Annotated in this window: 18 protein-coding genes; 7 read left to right on the top strand and 11 right to left on the bottom strand. The window is 51.3% G+C overall.

Features of this window, described 5'->3' with window-relative positions; all coding sequences use genetic code 11:
- Positions 1 to 6 precede the first annotated feature (6 nt).
- The 3 genes from ubiE to udp all read right to left on the bottom strand — a co-directional run bounded on the left by ubiE (position 7) and on the right by udp (position 3,186).
- Positions 7 to 762, bottom strand: a complete 756-nt coding sequence (ubiE, locus tag EQY_RS0113680; protein WP_000227958.1) for a bifunctional demethylmenaquinone methyltransferase/2-methoxy-6-polyprenyl-1,4-benzoquinol methylase UbiE — start codon at positions 760 to 762, stop codon at positions 7 to 9.
- A 94-nt stretch (positions 763 to 856) separates the two neighbouring features.
- Entirely contained in the window at positions 857 to 2,284 is a 1,428-nt protein-coding gene (gene rmuC, locus EQY_RS0113675) for a DNA recombination protein RmuC (RefSeq protein WP_000347689.1), read from the bottom strand.
- Positions 2,285 to 2,424: 140 nt separating this feature from the next.
- Positions 2,425 to 3,186 (bottom strand): uridine phosphorylase, encoded by a 762-nt coding sequence (udp, locus tag EQY_RS0113670; RefSeq protein ID WP_000045177.1) that lies wholly within the window; start codon positions 3,184 to 3,186, stop codon positions 2,425 to 2,427.
- Between the two features lie 261 nt (positions 3,187 to 3,447).
- On the opposite strand from udp, the gene EQY_RS0113665 reads away from it, so the two are divergent.
- Complete coding sequence (locus EQY_RS0113665; protein ID WP_010353608.1) at positions 3,448 to 4,263, top strand: dienelactone hydrolase family protein; 816 nt, start codon at positions 3,448 to 3,450, stop codon at positions 4,261 to 4,263.
- 39 nt (positions 4,264 to 4,302) lie between these two features.
- On the opposite strand, the gene metE is transcribed toward EQY_RS0113665, so the two are convergent.
- Positions 4,303 to 6,564, bottom strand: coding sequence for a 5-methyltetrahydropteroyltriglutamate--homocysteine S-methyltransferase (gene metE / locus EQY_RS0113660; RefSeq protein ID WP_000153913.1), 2,262 nt, complete (start codon positions 6,562 to 6,564; stop codon positions 4,303 to 4,305).
- 117 nt (positions 6,565 to 6,681) lie between these two features.
- On the opposite strand from metE, the gene metR reads away from it, so the two are divergent.
- On the top strand, positions 6,682 to 7,635 hold the full coding sequence (metR, locus tag EQY_RS0113655) for an HTH-type transcriptional regulator MetR (protein WP_000573632.1): 954 nt from the start codon (positions 6,682 to 6,684) through the stop codon (positions 7,633 to 7,635).
- Here metR and bioP read toward each other — a convergent pair.
- From bioP to pldB, 3 genes are all read right to left on the bottom strand, one after another.
- Positions 7,523 to 8,422, bottom strand: coding sequence for a biotin transporter (gene bioP / locus EQY_RS0113650; protein ID WP_001196253.1), 900 nt, complete (start codon positions 8,420 to 8,422; stop codon positions 7,523 to 7,525). The genes metR and bioP overlap by 113 nt on opposite strands.
- Before the next feature lie 75 nt (positions 8,423 to 8,497).
- A complete protein-coding gene (yigL, locus tag EQY_RS0113645) occupies positions 8,498 to 9,298 on the bottom strand; it encodes a sugar/pyridoxal phosphate phosphatase YigL (RefSeq protein ID WP_000285344.1) in 801 nt (266 codons plus the stop codon).
- Positions 9,299 to 9,305: 7 nt separating this feature from the next.
- Entirely contained in the window at positions 9,306 to 10,328 is a 1,023-nt protein-coding gene (gene pldB / locus EQY_RS0113640) for a lysophospholipase L2 (protein WP_000487635.1), read from the bottom strand.
- Between the two features lie 110 nt (positions 10,329 to 10,438).
- On the opposite strand from pldB, the gene rhtB reads away from it, so the two are divergent.
- Positions 10,439 to 11,059, top strand: a complete 621-nt coding sequence (gene rhtB, locus EQY_RS0113635) for a homoserine/homoserine lactone efflux protein (protein WP_000142514.1) — start codon at positions 10,439 to 10,441, stop codon at positions 11,057 to 11,059.
- A gap of 60 nt (positions 11,060 to 11,119) precedes the next feature.
- On the opposite strand, the gene rhtC is transcribed toward rhtB, so the two are convergent.
- The 3 genes from rhtC to pldA form a co-directional block, all read right to left on the bottom strand.
- Positions 11,120 to 11,740, bottom strand: coding sequence for a threonine export protein RhtC (rhtC, locus tag EQY_RS0113630; RefSeq protein WP_000928829.1), 621 nt, complete (start codon positions 11,738 to 11,740; stop codon positions 11,120 to 11,122).
- Between the two features lie 63 nt (positions 11,741 to 11,803).
- Positions 11,804 to 13,633, bottom strand: a complete 1,830-nt coding sequence (recQ, locus tag EQY_RS0113625) for an ATP-dependent DNA helicase RecQ (protein ID WP_024212573.1) — start codon at positions 13,631 to 13,633, stop codon at positions 11,804 to 11,806.
- Positions 13,634 to 13,765: 132 nt separating this feature from the next.
- Positions 13,766 to 14,635 (bottom strand): phospholipase A, encoded by an 870-nt coding sequence (gene pldA, locus EQY_RS0113620; protein WP_001259600.1) that lies wholly within the window; start codon positions 14,633 to 14,635, stop codon positions 13,766 to 13,768.
- Between the two features lie 162 nt (positions 14,636 to 14,797).
- On the opposite strand from pldA, the gene yigI reads away from it, so the two are divergent.
- The 4 genes from yigI to EQY_RS0113600 all read left to right on the top strand — a co-directional run bounded on the left by yigI (position 14,798) and on the right by EQY_RS0113600 (position 17,223).
- Positions 14,798 to 15,265, top strand: coding sequence for an acyl-CoA thioesterase YigI (gene yigI, locus EQY_RS0113615; protein ID WP_001277144.1), 468 nt, complete (start codon positions 14,798 to 14,800; stop codon positions 15,263 to 15,265).
- 198 nt (positions 15,266 to 15,463) lie between these two features.
- The gene (gene rarD / locus EQY_RS0113610) at positions 15,464 to 16,354 is read left to right on the top strand and encodes an EamA family transporter RarD (protein ID WP_000379998.1); all 891 of its coding nucleotides are present in this window, start codon (positions 15,464 to 15,466) and stop codon (positions 16,352 to 16,354) included.
- A 94-nt stretch (positions 16,355 to 16,448) separates the two neighbouring features.
- Entirely contained in the window at positions 16,449 to 16,829 is a 381-nt protein-coding gene (yigG, locus tag EQY_RS0113605; RefSeq protein WP_021521448.1) for a protein YigG, read from the top strand.
- 13 nt (positions 16,830 to 16,842) lie between these two features.
- The gene (locus EQY_RS0113600; RefSeq protein WP_000032587.1) at positions 16,843 to 17,223 is read left to right on the top strand and encodes a DUF2628 domain-containing protein; all 381 of its coding nucleotides are present in this window, start codon (positions 16,843 to 16,845) and stop codon (positions 17,221 to 17,223) included.
- A 40-nt stretch (positions 17,224 to 17,263) separates the two neighbouring features.
- On the opposite strand, the gene corA is transcribed toward EQY_RS0113600, so the two are convergent.
- A complete protein-coding gene (gene corA / locus EQY_RS0113595; protein WP_000947145.1) occupies positions 17,264 to 18,214 on the bottom strand; it encodes a magnesium/cobalt transporter CorA in 951 nt (316 codons plus the stop codon).
- Positions 18,215 to 18,344 lie beyond the last annotated feature (130 nt).

The following is an 18,344-nucleotide window of genomic DNA, read 5'->3' as shown; positions in this document are numbered from 1 at the left end:
CTCCTGTCAGAACTTATAACCACGATGCAGCGCCACAACGCCAGCCGTCAGGTTGTAATAATCGACACTTTCGAATCCGGCATCTTGCATCATGGCTTTCAGAGTATCCTGATCGGGATGCATACGGATGGATTCAGCCAGATAACGGTAGCTGTCGGCGTCATTCGCGACTAGCGAGCCAATACGCGGCAGAACATGGAAGGAGTAAGCGTCATAAGCTTTGCTTAATGGTTCGATAATCGGTTTCGAGAACTCAAGCACCAGCAGGCGGCCGCCGGGTTTCAGCACGCGATACATTGAACGCAGTGCTTTATCTTTATCGGTGACGTTACGCAGACCAAACGAAATGGTGATGCAATCAAAGGTGTTATCCGGGAACGGCAGCGCCTCGGCGTTCGCCTGAACATACTCAACGTTGCCAATCACGCCGATATTACGCAGTTTCTCGCGCCCCATTTTGAGCATGGATTCATTGATATCGGCGAGGACTACCTTGCCAGTTTCACCGACCAGGCGGGAGAATTTCGCTGTCAGGTCGCCGGTGCCGCCAGCCAGATCCAGCACAGTTTGCCCACGGCGTACGCCGCTGCAATCGATCGTGAATCGCTTCCACAAACGATGAATACCAAATGACATCAAATCATTCATAACATCGTATTTCGATGCCACGGAATGGAAAACGTGGGCGACCATATCCGCTTTTTGCTCTTTCGCGACGGTCTGAAAACCAAAGTGCGTCGTTTCTTGTGACTTATCCACCATCTCAATGCCTGCTCATCAAAAAATTGTTCCAGAAGTGTAACAGATTGGGCGTCGATGCCCTAGATTTCTACCCGGCGTAACTACCCCCAATGGGCTAGCGCGACTGCTGATTATATTCATCATCGCGTTGATAAGCTTCATCATTCGGCTGCCCCGGAACCGACCGCAGTCGATACTCTTCATCCTGACTCACCGCCTGTTCAGCCAAATCCGGATTAATCTCGCGTTTAATTTCTACCCCTAAACCGCGAAACGCTTCTGCCTGCGCCAGCACATTTCCGCGACCTGAAGAGAGTTTTTTCATTGCCTGACGATAGTTATCCTGCGCTTTGTCCAGACTTTGACCGATCGCTGACATATCATCGACAAACAAACGCATCTTGTCGTACAGCTTGCTGGCGCGATCGGCGATTTGCTGGGCGTTGCGACTTTGATGCTCATAACGCCACAGGTTGGCGATAGTACGCAACGCCACCAGCAGCGTGGTCGGGCTAACCAGCATGATATTGTTTTTCAACGCTTCTGTTATCAGCTCCGGCTGGCGATCAAGCGCCAGTAAAAACGCAGGTTCGACGGGGATAAACATCAGCACGTAATCCAGCGTTCTTAGCCCTGGTAGCTGTTGATAATCTTTACGCCCCAGCAAGCGGATATGGTTACGCACCGACGCGATATGCTCCTGCAATGCGCTTTCGCGAGTGTAGTCGTCTTCTGCATTGAAGTAGCGTTCATAGGCGACCAGCGTCATTTTGGCGTCGATCACCACATCTTTCCCCTGCGGTAGCCGCACGATGACATCCGGCTGCATCCGCGAGCGGGCGTCATTTTCGATGCTGACCTGGGTTTCATATTCATACCCTTCGCGCAGACCGGAAGCCTCCAGCACGCGCGTCAATACCACTTCGCCCCAGTTGCCCTGGGTTTTATTGTCACCTTTCAGCGCACGCGTCAGGTTGATTGCCTCCTGGGCCATTTGCGCGTTGAGCTGCTGGAGATTGCGAATTTCGTGGGTCAGGGTATGGCGTTCTTGTGCTTCTTTACCGAAGCTGTCCTGAACCTGACGGCGAAAACCGTCCAGTTGTTCACGCAGCGGCGACAACAGGCTGTTCAGACTCTGACGGTTTTGCTCATCAACCCGGCGATTGCTGTGCTCAAAAATACGGTTGGCGAGGTTTTCAAACTGCTCGCTCAAACGCTGCTCGCTGTTAATCATCTGGCGAATTTTATCGTCAGCGTGTTGCTGTGCGGCCTCCATCCGCGTGGTCACTTCACGCAGATCAGCCTCCAGAGAGGTGTTAATACTTTGCAGGCTGCGCACTTCGTTATTGAGCAATTCACACTCTGCGCGCCAGTGCTCGCTTTGGGTAATTTGTTGTTTTGCCGCGCTTAACTCCGCGACCATCTCTTCACGTTCAGCTAATTGCTCGGCTTTTTGCTGCGCGTGCTGATAACTGGCAAACAGCCAGCCGATGGCCACACTGACCAGCGCAATAATGGCATAAACAATGATTGAGAAATCCACAAAGCCTCCTGACGCAACAACTTACCCGCACAAAATAGAATTGTGCTGTACAAACGTCCAGTTGGAAAGGCATTTCCTGCGAGGCGCTACGCAAAAATACAAAAGGCCGAACGCGTCGGCCTTCAGACAGGAGAAGAGAATTACAACAGACGGCGCGCCGCTTCCACCACGATTTTCACCGCATGGCTTTCAGTTTGTTTCATCGTCTCAGCATTCGGGATCTCTTGCTGGGTACGGTTAACGATAACGCCCGCCACCATACCAGCACGCAGGCCCTGGCTTGCACACATGGTCAGCAGAGTCGCAGATTCCATTTCATAGTTCATCACGCCCATCGCCTGCCACTCTTCCATAGAACCTTTAAAGTGACGGACTACGCGACCAGAGTAAGTATCGTAACGTTCCTGACCTGGATAGAAGGTATCAGAAGAAGCAGTCACGCCAACGTGAGTCGTCGCGCCAATGGATTTCGCTGCTTCAACCAGCGCAGTCGTACATTCGAAATCAGCGACAGCCGGGAACTCCAGCGGTGCGAAGTGCAGGCTCGCGCCATCCAGACGAACAGACGCCGTGGTAACCAGTACATCACCAACATTAATATGCGGCTGAATAGCGCCAGTTGTACCGATACGCAGGAAGGTGCGAATGCCCAGCTGTGCCAGTTCTTCAACGGCAATAGAAGTAGACGGGCCGCCGATACCGGTAGAGCAGACAATAACAGGTTTACCATCCAGCTCTGCACGCCAGGTGGTGAATTCGCGGTGAGATGCCAGCTTAACCGGCTTATCCATCAGCGCGGCGATCTTTTCCACACGATCCGGGTCGCCAGGGACGATGGCAAGCGTAGCCCCTTGTAAATCGTTTTTAGTGAGGCCGAGATGAAAAACATCAGACTTGGACATATACAACTCCTCTGTGAATCGGTTTAGTCAGAAGAAGCAAAAAGGTACTTTACCGAAGGGATTAAGATTTTTTCGTGATAGTCATCACTATGATGCAAATGTGTTGCATACATTTACTCATCAAAAGTGACTTAAATCACATAATTTACTCTTAAGTCAGTAAGGCCGCTTAAAAGATGAGCCATTTGAGGCAATGTGAATTGTTGCACGCTGACTATAGTTAACATTGCGCAAAATTTTTATAAGGGTACGGAGAATACCATGACAACAACACAACACTCTGGATTTGCACCTGCTGCATCCCCCCTCGCCTCGACCATCGTTCAGACTCCGGATGATGCGATTGTGGCAGGGTTCACCTCTATCCCTTCACAAGGGGATAACATGCCTGCTTATCATGCCCGTCCAAAACAGAGCGATGGCCCACTACCAGTGGTCATTGTAGTGCAGGAAATTTTTGGCGTGCATGAACATATCCGTGACATTTGTCGCCGTCTGGCGCTGGAGGGATATCTGGCTATCGCACCAGAACTCTACTTCCGCGAAGGTGATCCGAATGATTTCGCCGATATTCCCACGTTGCTAAGCGGTCTGGTAGCAAAAGTGCCTGACTCACAGGTGCTGGCCGATCTCGATCATGTCGCCAGTTGGGCGTCCCGCAACGGCGGCGATGTCCATCGTTTAATGATTACCGGATTTTGCTGGGGCGGACGTATCACCTGGTTGTATGCCGCGCACAACCCGCAGCTGAAAGCGGCAGTGGCGTGGTACGGCAAGCTGACAGGCGATAAGTCGCTGAATTCACCGAAACAACCTGTTGATATCGCAACCGATCTTAACGCGCCGGTTCTCGGCTTATATGGCGGTCAGGATAACAGCATTCCGCAGGAGAGCGTCGAAACCATGCGTCAGGCGCTGCGGGCAGCAAACGCGAAAGCGGAGATTATCGTGTACCCGGATGCCGGTCATGCATTTAACGCCGATTATCGCCCGAGCTATCATGCCGAGTCTGCGAAAGACGGTTGGCAGCGTATGCTGGAATGGTTTAAGCAGTATGGTGGGAAGAAGTCGCTGTAATGAGAAAAGACCGGGTGGTATTACCACCCGGTTTGGAGTTTATCCCCGACGCAAATTCTGTGCCGCCTGCACCATGTTCGCCAGTGCCGCGCGGGTTTCTGGCCAGCCGCGCGTTTTCAGGCCGCAGTCCGGGTTGACCCACAGGCGCTCTGCCGGAATGCGTTTTGCCGCTTTCTTCAGCAGGGCTTCAATCCATTCCACGCTCGGTACGTTTGGCGAGTGAATGTCATAGACGCCTGGACCGATTTCATTCGGATAATCAAACTCTTCGAATGACTCCAGCAACTCCATGTCGGAACGCGAGGTTTCGATAGTGATGACGTCAGCATCCAGCGCCGCAATCGAATCCATGATGTCGTTGAACTCGCAATAACACATGTGAGTGTGGATCTGCGTTTCATCCTTCGCCACGGCGGCGTTGATACGGAAAGCTTCCACGCCCCACTGGAGATATGCATCCCAGTCGCTGCGACGCAGCGGTAAACCTTCGCGCAGCGCCGGTTCATCAATCTGGATGATGCCAATTCCAGCGGCTTCCAGATCGGCCACTTCATCACGCAGCGCCAGCGCAATTTGTTTGGCAATGGTTTCACGGCTGACGTCTTCGCGCGGGAATGACCAGCAAAGAATGGTCACCGGGCCGGTCAGCATCCCTTTTACCGGTTTGTCGGTCAGCGATTGCGCATACTTCGCCCACTCCACGGTGATCGGTGCCGGGCGGCTAACGTCACCAATAACAATCGGTGGCTTCACGCAGCGGGAACCGTAGCTCTGTACCCAACCGTTTTGCGTAAAGACAAAACCGTCGAGGTGCTCACCAAAGTATTCCACCATGTCATTACGCTCAGCCTCACCATGCACCAGCACATCCAGTCCTAAACGTTCCTGCTCAACAATGGCCTGTTTGATATGTTCCGCAATACCCGTGCGGTAGTTGTTGGCGTCGAGATTGCCCTTTTTGAAATCCAGACGCAGGGTACGAATTTCTGTAGTTTGCGGGAAAGAGCCAATCGTGGTGGTCGGCCAGGCTGGCAGTTTAAAACGCGCACGCTGGGCTTCAGCACGCACTTCATAAACGTTCGCACGCTGGCTGTCCTGGGCGGTAATCGCCGCCAGACGCTTTTCTACCGCCGGATTATGTACGCGGGTAGAGTGACGACGCGCCTGAATCGGGGCGCTCCACTCTGCCAGAGCTGCCGTATCACCACTGTTCAGCGCATCGCGCAGTAGAGCCAGTTCATGACATTTTTGCAGGGCGAAGGCAAACCAGCTTTTCACTTCTGCATCAAGACGCGTTTCCACGCTCAGGTCGATAGGGCTATGCAGCAGCGAGCAGGAAGATGCCACCCACAAATCACGTTTGCCGACAATGTCTTTAATTTGTGCATATTTCTCGGTGAGATCGGCGCGCCAGACGTTACGACCATTGACCAGTCCGGCAGACAGCAGCCAGTCAGAAGGCAGGCGCTTGTGCAGTTCTGCTACATCATCTTTGCCATGAATGAGGTCGACATGCAGACCCTGAACAGGCAGCGCCGTAATCGTGTCGAGGTTTGGCGTTACACCTTCAAAATAGGTGGTCAGCAGCAGTTTCACCTGGCCCTGGAGCGCATCGTAAGCAGGTTTATATGCGTCCAGCCACGCCTGCGGCAGTTCCAGCACCAGCGCCGGTTCGTCAATCTGTACCCACTCAATACCGCGTTTTGCCAGTTCTGCCAGAACCTGCTGATAAACCGGCAGAATATCGTTCAGCAGGCTCAGGCGGTCAAACTGTTCACCTTTCACTTTCCCCAGCCACAGATAGGTAACCGGCCCCAGAAGCACAGGTTTCACCTTGTGACCCAACGCCAGCGCCTCGTCTACTTCATCCAGCAGCTGCGTCCAGGTCAGTTTGAACTGTTGGCCTTTAACGAATTCCGGCACCATGTAGTGATAGTTGGTGTTAAACCATTTGGTCATTTCTGCCGCCGCCGCAGGTTCACCTGTTGGCGCACGACCGCGACCAATACGGAACAGGGTGTCGATATCCACCGAACCGTCTTTATTCTGATGACGCGCCGGAACGTTACCCAGCAGCAGGCTGGTGGTCAGAACATGATCGTACCAGGCAAAATCGCCCACCGGCAGCAGGTCGATACCCGCCTGCTTTTGTTGATCCCAGTGACGAGCACGCAATTCACGCCCTACTGCCAGTAATTCTTCACGCGTGGAGTTCCCCGCCCAATAACTTTCTTGCGCTTTTTTCAGCTCGCGACGCAGGCCAACGCGAGGGAAACCGAGGGTGTGATTAAGAATTGTCATTATATGCCCCTTATGGAATTTTTAGTATTTAGCCGTCCAGATGTTTACACATCCATAATTGGCGGTTACTGTATATTCCTCAAGCGCAAATTATTCATGCCGAAGTGAAGGACTTTCATGATCGAAGTAAAACACCTGAAAACGCTACAAGCGTTGCGGAATTGCGGCTCGCTCGCAGCCGCTGCGGCGACGTTGCATCAGACGCAATCCGCCCTGTCTCACCAGTTTAGCGATCTGGAACAACGCCTTGGCTTCCGGCTATTTGTGCGTAAAAGCCAGCCGCTACGTTTTACGCCGCAGGGAGAAATCCTGTTGCAACTGGCAAACCAGGTACTGCCGCAAATCAGTCAGGCACTGCAAGCCTGCAATGAACCGCAGCAGACGCGCCTGCGCATTGCCATTGAGTGCCATAGCTGTATTCAGTGGCTGACGCCCGCGTTAGAAAATTTCCATAAGAGCTGGCCGCAGGTCGAGATGGACTTTAAATCGGGCGTGACGTTTGACCCGCAGCCCGCGTTGCAGCAGGGCGAGCTGGATCTGGTGATGACCTCCGATATTCTGCCGCGCAGTGGCCTGCATTATTCGCCGATGTTCGATTATGAAGTACGTCTGGTATTAGCACCTGACCACCCACTGGCGGCGAAAACGCGAATCACGCCGGAAGATCTCGCCAGCGAAACGCTGCTGATTTATCCGGTACAGCGCAGCCGACTGGACGTCTGGCGGCATTTTCTGCAGCCCGCAGGCGTTAGCCCGTCGCTGAAAAGCGTCGATAACACCTTATTGTTGATTCAGATGGTTGCCGCGCGGATGGGTATTGCCGCTCTGCCGCATTGGGTCGTGGAGAGTTTTGAGCGCCAGGGTCTGGTTGTGACCAAAACCCTGGGCGAGGGATTATGGAGCCGACTGTACGCCGCCGTGCGCGATGGCGAGCAGCGTCAGCCAGTGACAGAAGCGTTTATTCGCTCGGCACGCAATCACGCCTGCGATCATCTGCCGTTTGTAAAGAGCGCGGAGCGACCCACTTCCGATGCACCCACAGTGAGGCCAGGATCACCAGCGCGCCTGTGATAAATGTTGGCCAGTGCGGCTGTTGGTGCCAGATAGCCAGGTTAACCAGCAGCCCTGCCGGAACGTGCATATTATTCATAATGCCCAGCGTTCCGGCGTCCACCTGCGTCGCGCCGTAGTTCCACATAAAGTAGCCAATCCCGGAAGCCACCACGCCAAGAAACACCAGAATGCCCCATTGCAACGTGGTTTGCGGCATTTTCTGCGCATTTCCCAGCAAGAACCATGCAACCACCGCCACCAGGAACGCGCCAAGATAGAACCACGCAAAGGCGTTATGCTGCGGCATCGGGCGAGTTTCCATCAGGCGTTTGTAACCCACCATGCCAATCGCGAAAGTGATATTGGAGAGTTGCACCAGCAGCAGGCCAGTCCAGAAATGGTCAGTGACCTGATCGTAACGAATAATTCCGGCACCAATCACCGCCAGTAACGCGCTGAACGCATAACCCCAGCGCAGACGACGTCTGCTCATAATGTCATAAATCAGCGTGATGTAGAGCGGCGTCAGCACGGTAAACAGCAGCAGTTCAGAGACCGTCAGGTAGAGATAGGCACGAAAACTGAGCATATACATAATGCCAAGCTGCATCGCGCCCACCAGCATATACAGGCCAATGGTTTTCAGGCTATTGCCACGGGTACGCAGGAACGGCAGGAAAACGAGCGCCGCCAGCCCAACGCGTACCAGCACCGAAAAATAGCTGTCGACGTGCCCCGCAAGGTACTCGCCATAAAAGCTAAAGGAGAAGGCCCACAGAATCGTGGTGATGATAAGTAGCGCCACAATGGAAAACTCTTTGATTAACGAGTATCCATTGTAGCGAAGTATCAGGTTGACAACTGACCAAATAAAGAACGATTACGATAAATAGAGCTTACGCAGATAATGCGGCACCGCGTCTTCGGCGTTAGTGCCAATCACTTCCAGCTCCGGATGCAGATCTTTCAGGCGCTGGTGCGCACTGCCCATAATGCAGCCTTTCCCCGCCATCGACAGCATTTCGGCGTCGTTCATCCCGTCACCAAACGCAATGCAATCCTTCAGACTGTAGCCCAATTTCTTCGCCACCGCTTCCAGCGCATGACCTTTAGAAACGCCGCCAGCCATCACTTCCAGACAAGTCAAAGTAGAGAAACTGACGTTGACGCGATCGCCCCAGCGAGCATTGATTGCTTGCTCCAGCGGTAACAATTTTTCATGGGAGTCGCAGGTGAAGAACACTTTGCTGACGCCTTCCGGCTCCAGCAAACCCGGCTCATACAGCGCATATTTAAATACTGCTTCTTTAAAAAAGCGCATCTCCTCCGGACGGTGGCGATTCATAAACCATTCATCATCACGATAAACATTAGTAATGATGTCCGGGTTGTCGTTGACCACGCCAAACAGGTCGCTGGCAATGTCATGATCCAGGTTATGCGCGAAAATCAGATTACCATCCAGATCGTGCACGCGCGCGCCATTGGAGGTAATCATGTAAGACTTAATCTCCAGATTATCGCGAATCTGACCCACGTCGACGTGGTGGCGACCCGTCGCAAACACAAAGTTGATGCCACGCGCGGTGAGCAGTTTCAGGGTTTCTTTGGCGTAAGGGGATAACGTATGGTCGGGAGAAAGTAACGTACCATCTAAATCAGACGCAACAACCTGATACATAAGAAATTTAAACCTCTATAGAGCGATTTCCGCTGGGTGAGTTATGCCGGTTGAAAAATTCAACGATGGCGTGGAGCGCGACTGAGCGCATTGCGTCCTTTTCAAAAAGGATCTCATGGTACGCACCTTTAATTACCAGCGGTCGCTCCCCTTCTACAGGATGACCCGCTGCGGCGCGGAGTTCACAAAAACGGTCGTGCATACGGTTATCCACCACGCGTTCCTCTTCAGCCTGCAAGAGAAGCGTTGGCGTGGCGTCATCACCCGCACCGGCTAACACCTGTTCGCCGGCCAGAATACTTTCGCGTACCCAATGGTAGGTCGGCCCACCGACGCGAATCGTTGGGTCATCAGCATAGAAACGTAAATTACGTCGATATCGTTGCCTGCTGTGGGTCAGTACATTGATGGTAAACGGCAGCGCGCGCCAGCGCCCGGTGCCAATCGCATAGCCATCACGAAAACGTGGATGCGCTTCTGCCCAGTTAAGGATCTGCCGCGCCATAAATGATGGCATACGAATCACAATCCCAAACATTGGCGCAGTTAGCGCAATGGCATCGCACACACCAGGGTGACGTTGCAGAAACAGCGTGGAAATCGCACCGCCCATCGAGTGCGCCAGTATATAGCGTTTACGCCACGGACCTGGCTGAACTTCTTGTTGCCAGAACGCCGCCAGATCATCAACATAATCATTAAAGCGATTAACATGACCAAGATGCGGATCGGCTAACAGTCGACCGGAACGCCCCTGACCGCGATGGTCGATGATTAAGACATCAAACCCCAGATGGAACAGGTCGTAGGCCAGCTCCGCATACTTTACATAGCTCTCAATACGCCCCGGACAAATGACGACCACCCGATCATGTTGTTGAGCGCGAAAGCGGACAAAACGCACCGGAATGTCATCCACGCCGATAAACTCTGCTTCGTCCCGCTGACGCCAGAAGTCAGTCAGTGGCCCCATCGTAAAAGCAGCAAACGCTTTTTCTCTTGTTTCCCAGTCTTTTTGCTGCTGAAACATCGGGTAATCTGCCTCTTAAACCACGTAAAATCGTTTTTTTAAGCGTGCCTGACACAACGCTGCGACAGTAGCGTATTGTGGCACAAAAATAGACTATCCGGGAGATTCCCATGACCTTTGAATGGTGGTTCGCCTACTTACTGACATCGATCATTTTAAGCCTCTCGCCAGGCTCTGGCGCAATCAACACCATGACCACTTCGCTCAACCACGGTTATCGCGGCGCGGTGGCGTCTATTGCAGGGCTTCAGACCGGACTGGCGATTCATATTGTGCTGGTTGGCGTGGGTTTGGGGACACTATTTTCCCGCTCGGTTATTGCTTTTGAAGTGTTGAAGTGGGCAGGCGCGGCTTACCTGATTTGGCTGGGAATACAGCAGTGGCGCGCCGCTGGTGCAATTGATCTTAAATCGCTGACGCCTACCCAATCGCGCCGCCACCTGTTCCAGCGGTCAGTGTTTGTGAATCTTACTAATCCCAAAAGTATTGTGTTTCTGGCGGCGCTATTTCCGCAATTCATCATGCCGCAGCAACCGCAACTGATGCAGTATATTGTGCTCGGCGTCACCACTATTGTGGTCGATATTATTGTGATGATCGGTTACGCCACCCTCGCCCAACGAATCGCTCTCTGGATTAAAGGGCCGAAGCAGATGAAGGCGCTGAATAAGATATTCGGCTCGCTATTTATGCTGGTGGGGGCGCTGTTGGCATCGGCAAGACATGCCTGAAAATAATGTCGGATGCGGCGTAAACGCCTTATCCGACCAACTCTGATGATGCGTCTGGCATCAACGCGAAATAATCAAATGAATGCCAAATCCGGCAAATAACGCTCCGGCAAAACCGTCGATCCACTTCGCCAGACGTTGATAACCCCTGCGCATTTGCGGTAGAGCAAACAGGCTGGCAACAACGGTAAACCACGCCAGCGTTTCGACAATAATCAGCGCGAAAATGCCCCAGCGTTCGGTGGTGCCGACGTTATCGCCGACAAACAGCGAGAACACCGAGCCAAAGTAGATAATCGCTTTCGGATTGGCGAGATTGGTCAGCAAGCCTTTCAGGAAACTGCGTCCGCTTTTCGCCAGTTCCACCTGTGGCGCAGGCGCAGAAACAGCCTCTTTTTTCAGCGCACCGCGCAGCATCTGGTAACCCATCCAGCAAAGATACAGACCACCGCCAACCATAATTAGCGTATGCAGCCAGGCCATTTTTTCGATAATCAGATGCAGGCCAAGCAGCGCGATTCCTGCCCAGACCATTACGCCGCAGGTAATGCCCAGCACGCCCATCATCGCTTCTTTACGGGAACGACTAACGGCGGTCTGAGAGACAAAAAAGAAATCGGGGCCGGGGCTCATAAGCGCCACAATGTGCACCATGGCAACGGTGAGAAATAACATCAACATACATTTGACTCGCGGGGAAAACGTTTACGGAGTGTTCATCCTGGCACTTTTTTATGCCGTTGACTACTCTTCGTCATCGCCGTCGACATGAGCGCGGATCAGCGTCATAAACGGTTTACCAAAGCGTTCCAGCTTGCGCATCCCGACACCGTTTACACTCAACATTTCGCTGGCGGTGATCGGCATTTGCTCTGCCATCTCAATCAGTGTCGCATCGTTAAACACCACATACGGCGGAACATTGCTTTCATCGGCAATCGATTTACGTAGTTTGCGTAATTTGGCGAACAGTTTGCGATCATAATTGCCGCCGAAGGATTTCTGCATCGCTTTCGGTTTGAGTGCCACAATACGCGGCACGGCGAGTTGCAAAGAGGATTCGCCACGCAGCACCGGACGCGCGGCCTCTGTCAGTTGTAGCGCAGAATGCTGGGCGATATTTTGCGTCACCAGACCGAGGTGAATCAGTTGACGGATCACGCTCACCCAGTGTTCATGACTTTTATCACGCCCCATGCCGTAAACTTTCAGTTTGTCATGGCCATAGTCGCGGATACGCTGATTATTAGCACCACGGATCACTTCCACCACATAGCCCATACCAAACCGCTGATTCACACGACCAATGGTAGAAAGCGCAATCTGCGCATCGGTTGAACCATCGTATTGTTTCGGCGGATCGAGGCAGATATCGCAGTTCCCACACGGTTCCTGACGCCCTTCGCCAAAGTAGTTCAGCAGTACCAGACGACGACAGGTTTGCGCTTCGGCAAACGCGCCCATCGCATTCAGTTTATGGCGCTCGATATCCTGTAGTTGCCCCTGCGGCTTTTCTTCCAGACAGCGGCGCAACCACGCCATATCTGCTGGATCGTAAAACAGCATCGCTTCTGCGGGCAGGCCGTCACGCCCGGCGCGACCTGTTTCCTGATAATAGGATTCAATATTGCGCGGAATATCAAAGTGCACCACGAAGCGGACGTTAGGTTTGTTGATGCCCATACCGAAGGCCACGGTAGCCACCACGATTTGCAGGTCATCACGCTGGAATTTTTCCTGCACGTCGGCACGGACATCGTTTTCCAGCCCTGCGTGATACGCCGCTGCGCTAATACCCCGACTTTGCAGGCGCGCAGCGGTGTCTTCTACTTTCGCACGGCTATTGCAGTAAATAATCCCCGACTTACCGCGTTGTTCCTGAACGTAACGCATCAGTTGATCGAGTGGTTTAAATTTCTCCATCAACATGTAGCGAATATTCGGGCGGTCAAAACTACTGATTTGGATCAGCGGATCCTTAAGCCCCAGCAGGCGCACGATATCTTGCCGCGTGGTGTCATCGGCAGTAGCGGTTAACGCCATAAACGGCAACGTCGGGAAACGCTGGCGCAACTGGCCGAGCGCGGCATATTCCGGGCGGAAATCGTGACCCCATTGGGAAATACAATGCGCTTCATCAACGGCTAATAAGACAGGATCCCAGTGCGCCAGATGCTCAAGGAAGTTATCCAGCATCAGGCGTTCCGGCGCGATATATAGCAGGCGAATTTGCCCGGTACGGCAGCCTGTCATCACTTCAAGCTGCTGCTCGCGGTTCTGCGTCGAGTTAAGGCACGCCGCCGCCACACCGTTGGCTTGCAGTTGATCCACCTGATCTTTCATCAACGAAATTAGCGGTGAAACAACGACAGTAAGACCGTTCAATAACAACGCAGGGATTTGATAGCACAGGGATTTTCCGCCGCCAGTTGGCATGACGACGAGGCAATCGCGACCGGAAAGTACGGTGTCGATAATTTCTTCCTGACCGGGGCGAAACTGTTGGTAGCCAAAGGTTTCTTGTAAAACCTGTTTAGCTCCGAACTCCAGATTCAACACTTCCGCCTGCGCCACATTCACCCCAATTGCCTGAAATAAAAACAGGCGCTATTTTCAGCGCCTGCGCAAGAAACTGCAATGCTTTTAGTTTCTGAGAGGGTAATACTGGATGCTGGATTCCAGATTTGCCAACCACTCAACCGTTCATCAAAACAAGTCGTTTAGCATAACCCCCACACCGACGCGGGTCTGGTTAAAGTTATAGTCGATGAGCGATTCGCCGTAACCGCTGTAGACTTGGGTATAAAGTCGCACATGTTTGGTGATCGGGTAACTTAAGCCTAACTCCGCACCACCGTAACCGGTGTTCCAGTTGTACTGTCCTTTCGCGCTCAATACGGCATCACCCAAGTGGTAGCCGATTTTAAGCTGGTAGTACCCCATATATTTGGTGATATCCGGGTTATCGTCTGTATTACCCACTACATACCACGGTTTGACTTCCACCAGCCAGTTGCCGTTTTCTGCCATCAGGCGGGTATAGATACGGTTCCAGCTACGGGACGTCGGGTCAGATCGCCCGTTTGAATCGTGGTTGTAGCCCATTTCCACATCGCGCAGTGTCCAGCCAGCAAAGCGGTAATCGGTAGCAAAACCGAGGAATAATTGCGGTTCGTAATTAGTTTCACGAAACGGCGATGACTCTTCGCTATTAGAAAGCTGCCACCAGGATTTCTGGGTGTAAGACGCACCCAGTACAGAGTTTGCTCCCAAAATCCCACGCCAAAGCGGAAACGCCAGACTTAACTGGAACTTTACTTCATCCTTACGCGCGTTTTCTGCCCAGTCGTAACTGGCAATCGCTTCTTTATTCAGATCGCTGGTCTGGGTATAGATGATGTAGTTGGTGTCATAAGGATAAAGGGTGAAAGGATTATCATGTTCCTGCAACATATTGGCGATAATACTACCGCGCACAACAGGCGCATCATGCACCTCTTTCACCGTTGCCTCTTGTGCATGTACCGCCAGCGGCAGCATATATACAGGCAACAACCAGCCCAGAAGAGTCCGCATCGGTCATGTTCTCCGTGACGAATTATTGATTAGATGAATATTTCTGCAGGCTATTCTACATACTTAACTCAATTGCCGTTAGTTATCCCTTCCTAAAGTAGAAACCAACAACAAAGAAGCATAAAATCAACATTTCATTAACTATTGAAGTGTAAGGATGATATGTCTGCCGTACTGACTGCTGAACAAGCCCTGAAATTAGTGGGTGAAATGTTTGTCTATCACATGCCGTTTAACCGGGCATTGGGGATGGAACTGGAGCGTTACGAAAAAGAATTTGCGCAGCTGGCCTTTAATAATCAGCCAATGATGGTCGGTAACTGGGCGCAAAGTATTTTGCACGGCGGGGTGATTGCGTCGGCGCTGGATGTCGCCGCTGGCCTGGTATGTGTAGGCAGCACTTTAACGCGTCACGAAACCATTAATGAAGATGAACTGCGCCAGCGGCTATCGCGGATGGGAACCATAGATCTTCGCGTCGATTATCTGCGTCCAGGCAGGGGTGAGCGTTTTACAGCCACTAGTAGCCTGTTACGTGCGGGTAATAAAGTCGCCGTCGCCCGTGTCGAACTGCACAATGAAGAACAGCTTTATATTGCCAGTGCTACCGCCACCTATATGGTAGGTTGAAAATCTAAAAGCAGGTAAACTGCTTAAACTGATGACAAACGCAAATTGCCTGATGCGCTACGCTTATCTGGTCTACCAGAGAAATGCAATGTATTGAATTTGCATCCTTTTGTAGGTTGGGTAAGGCATGAACAAAGCGCACTTTGTCAGCCATCTGAGCAGGTAAACTGCAATTAACAACAAAAAATGAGTTTTCCAATGGATACAAAACAAACGCGGCAGGGCGTATTACTCGCTCTTGCCGCTTATTTTATTTGGGGTATTGCACCTGCGTACTTCAAACTGATTTATTACGTACCTGCTGATGAGATCCTGACGCATCGTGTAATCTGGTCGTTTTTCTTTATGGTGGTGTTGATGAGCATCAGCCGCCAGTGGTCCTATTTAAAAACCCTGATTCAGACGCCGAAGAAAATATTTATGCTGGCAGTCTCTGCTGTGCTAATTGGTGGCAACTGGTTACTGTTTATCTGGGCAGTGAACAATCACCATATGCTGGAGGCCAGCCTTGGATACTTTATTAATCCACTGGTGAATATATTGCTGGGGATGATTTTCCTCGGCGAGCGATTCCGCCGGATGCAATGGCTGGCAGTGATTCTGGCGATTTGTGGTGTGCTGGTCCAGCTCTGGACTTTTGGTTCGCTGCCAATCATCGCGCTGGGACTGGCATTTAGTTTTGCCTTCTACGGCCTGGTGCGCAAGAAGATTGCGGTAGAAGCACAAACCGGCATGTTAATTGAAACCATGTGGTTGCTGCCCGTGGCGGCGATTTACCTGTTTGCTATTGCCGACAGCTCAACCAGCCATATGGGGCAAAACCCGATGTCGCTAAATTTACTGCTGATCGCCGCCGGTATTGTCACTACCGTACCGCTGTTGTGTTTTACCGCCGCCGCCACGCGCCTGCGTCTCTCAACGTTAGGCTTTTTCCAGTATATTGGCCCGACGCTGATGTTCCTGCTGGCTGTGACGTTTTATGGTGAAAAACCGGGTGCCGATAAGATGGTGACTTTCGCCTTTATTTGGGTGGCGCTGGCAATTTTTGTGATGGATGCAATTTATACGCAGCGTAGAACGTCCAAATAAAAAATAAATATATTCTGAAAAAATATGCCGACTCTTGCATGAGAGTGGGCATATTGCCATGCTGACAGGAGACTCACACAAGGATGTAAAATTTATGTTGCGTATATTTATCCCAACATCTAACGGTAAGATTTCCAGACGTCGTTATATATTTTCATTTATTTTAATAAATTTCATTTTTGCCTTTCTTATTATCTTTTTTAACGATGGGGACGCAGGTTTTCTTGTTATTGTCTCTACCATCGCACTCCATTATCTCGTCATCAACATGAATTGCCAACGACTCCGTGATAGTGGTTTCATATATATAAAAACTTATGTTTTTGGTACATTAGCAGTATATATCATCTCTATCATCACAATGATAGCCGAACATTTTGATTGTTCAGGCAATGGTTCGATGATTTTTTTGATTTGTTATTTTTCCACTTTCAGTATGCTAATGCTTGCACCTACTGATTCATCAAAACAATAGTTATGGAGTATTTATGAGTAAGGAATATATGAACGATGGTTCATTAAGTGAAAAATGGAAATACCGATTTAACTTTTATGATCAACATGGCTTTCCTGGATTCTGGGGGGCAACACCAGAATATAAAGCAGCATTTAAAACATTAAAAGTAAGACAACGATTAACTATTCAAATGAATTTCATTGCTTTCTTCTGTTCCTGGATCTATTTATTTGTTCTGGGATTATGGAAAAAAGCAATTATAGTTCTATTACTTGGCATTCTATCTCTATTTGTTGGTGCACTAATTGGCGTTAACATTCTGGGAATTGCCGTAGCAGCCTATGTTGCTGTTAACACGAACAAATGGTTTTATGAGAAAGAGGTAAAAGGGTTAAATACCTGGAGCCTTTGAATAACAGGTGGCTTAGCCAGACTAAGCCACCGCCTTCTTTTTACAGCCAGTTCTTGCGCTTAAAGTACAGATACGGTGCCAGGCCCGCGAGGATCATAAAGATAATCGCGCCAGGGTAGCCGAAACTCCACTTCAGTTCCGGCATAAACTCAAAGTTCATCCCGTAGCTGGAAGCGACCAGCGTCGGCGGCAGGAACACGACGGATACCACCGAGAAGATTTTGATGATGCGGTTCTGCTCGATGTTGATAAAGCCCATCGCCGCCTGCATCAGGAAGTTCACCTTCTGGAACAGGGATTCGTTATGCGGCAGCAGGGATTCGATATCTCGCAGAATTTCACGCGCCTGCTCCAGTTGCCCGCCAGGTAAACGCGCCTTGCGCACCAGGAAGTTGAGCGCGCGCTGGGTATCCATCAGACACAGGCGAACTTTCCAGCCGATATCTTCCAGTTCCGCCAGCGTGGAGAGCGCCTCGTCGTACTCATCGCCCTGATGCCCTTCCATAATCACCCGGCTCAACTGCTCCAGGTCGCTATAGATATTTTCAATTTCATCTGCCAACTGTTCGATTTTGGTTTCGAACAGATCCAGCAGCAGCTCGTAGGCGTTACCGTCAACCATTGACTGGCTACGGGCGCGCATACGATACAGACGGAATGCAGGCAGCTCACGCTCACGCAGGGTAAACAGGCGACCATCGCGGATAGTAAATGCCACAGTGGAGTTACCGGCGTGATCTTCCGCATCTTCAAAGAAGAAGAAGGAGTGAATATGCAGGCCATCATCGTCTTCAAAGAAACGCGCCGATGCTTCGATGTCTTCCAGTTCCGGGCGAGTTGCCAGGCTCTGACCAAGTTCAGATTGTACGCGCAGTCGCTCGTCGTCATCCGGTTCGACAAGATCAATCCATACTGCATCTACAAGGGGTTGTGACTCTTCGACTTCCAGCCGGGTCAGTCGGTTATTTTCCAGTTGAAATGCGCTCAGCATGACCGGGACTCCCAATGCTTAAAATATCGGACAGTTCGGTGGGCACACAGAAACAAATTGGGTTTCAGACCATTAAACAGCCTGACTCAGCGCGACGGGAAAAATTGAGGTCGCTGACAACCGCTAAGGC

It is taken from the genome of Escherichia sp. TW14182 (assembly GCF_000208525.1).
Taxonomy (GTDB): Bacteria; Pseudomonadota; Gammaproteobacteria; order Enterobacterales; family Enterobacteriaceae; genus Escherichia; species Escherichia ruysiae.
This window is presented reverse-complemented; position numbering and strand designations above follow the sequence as displayed.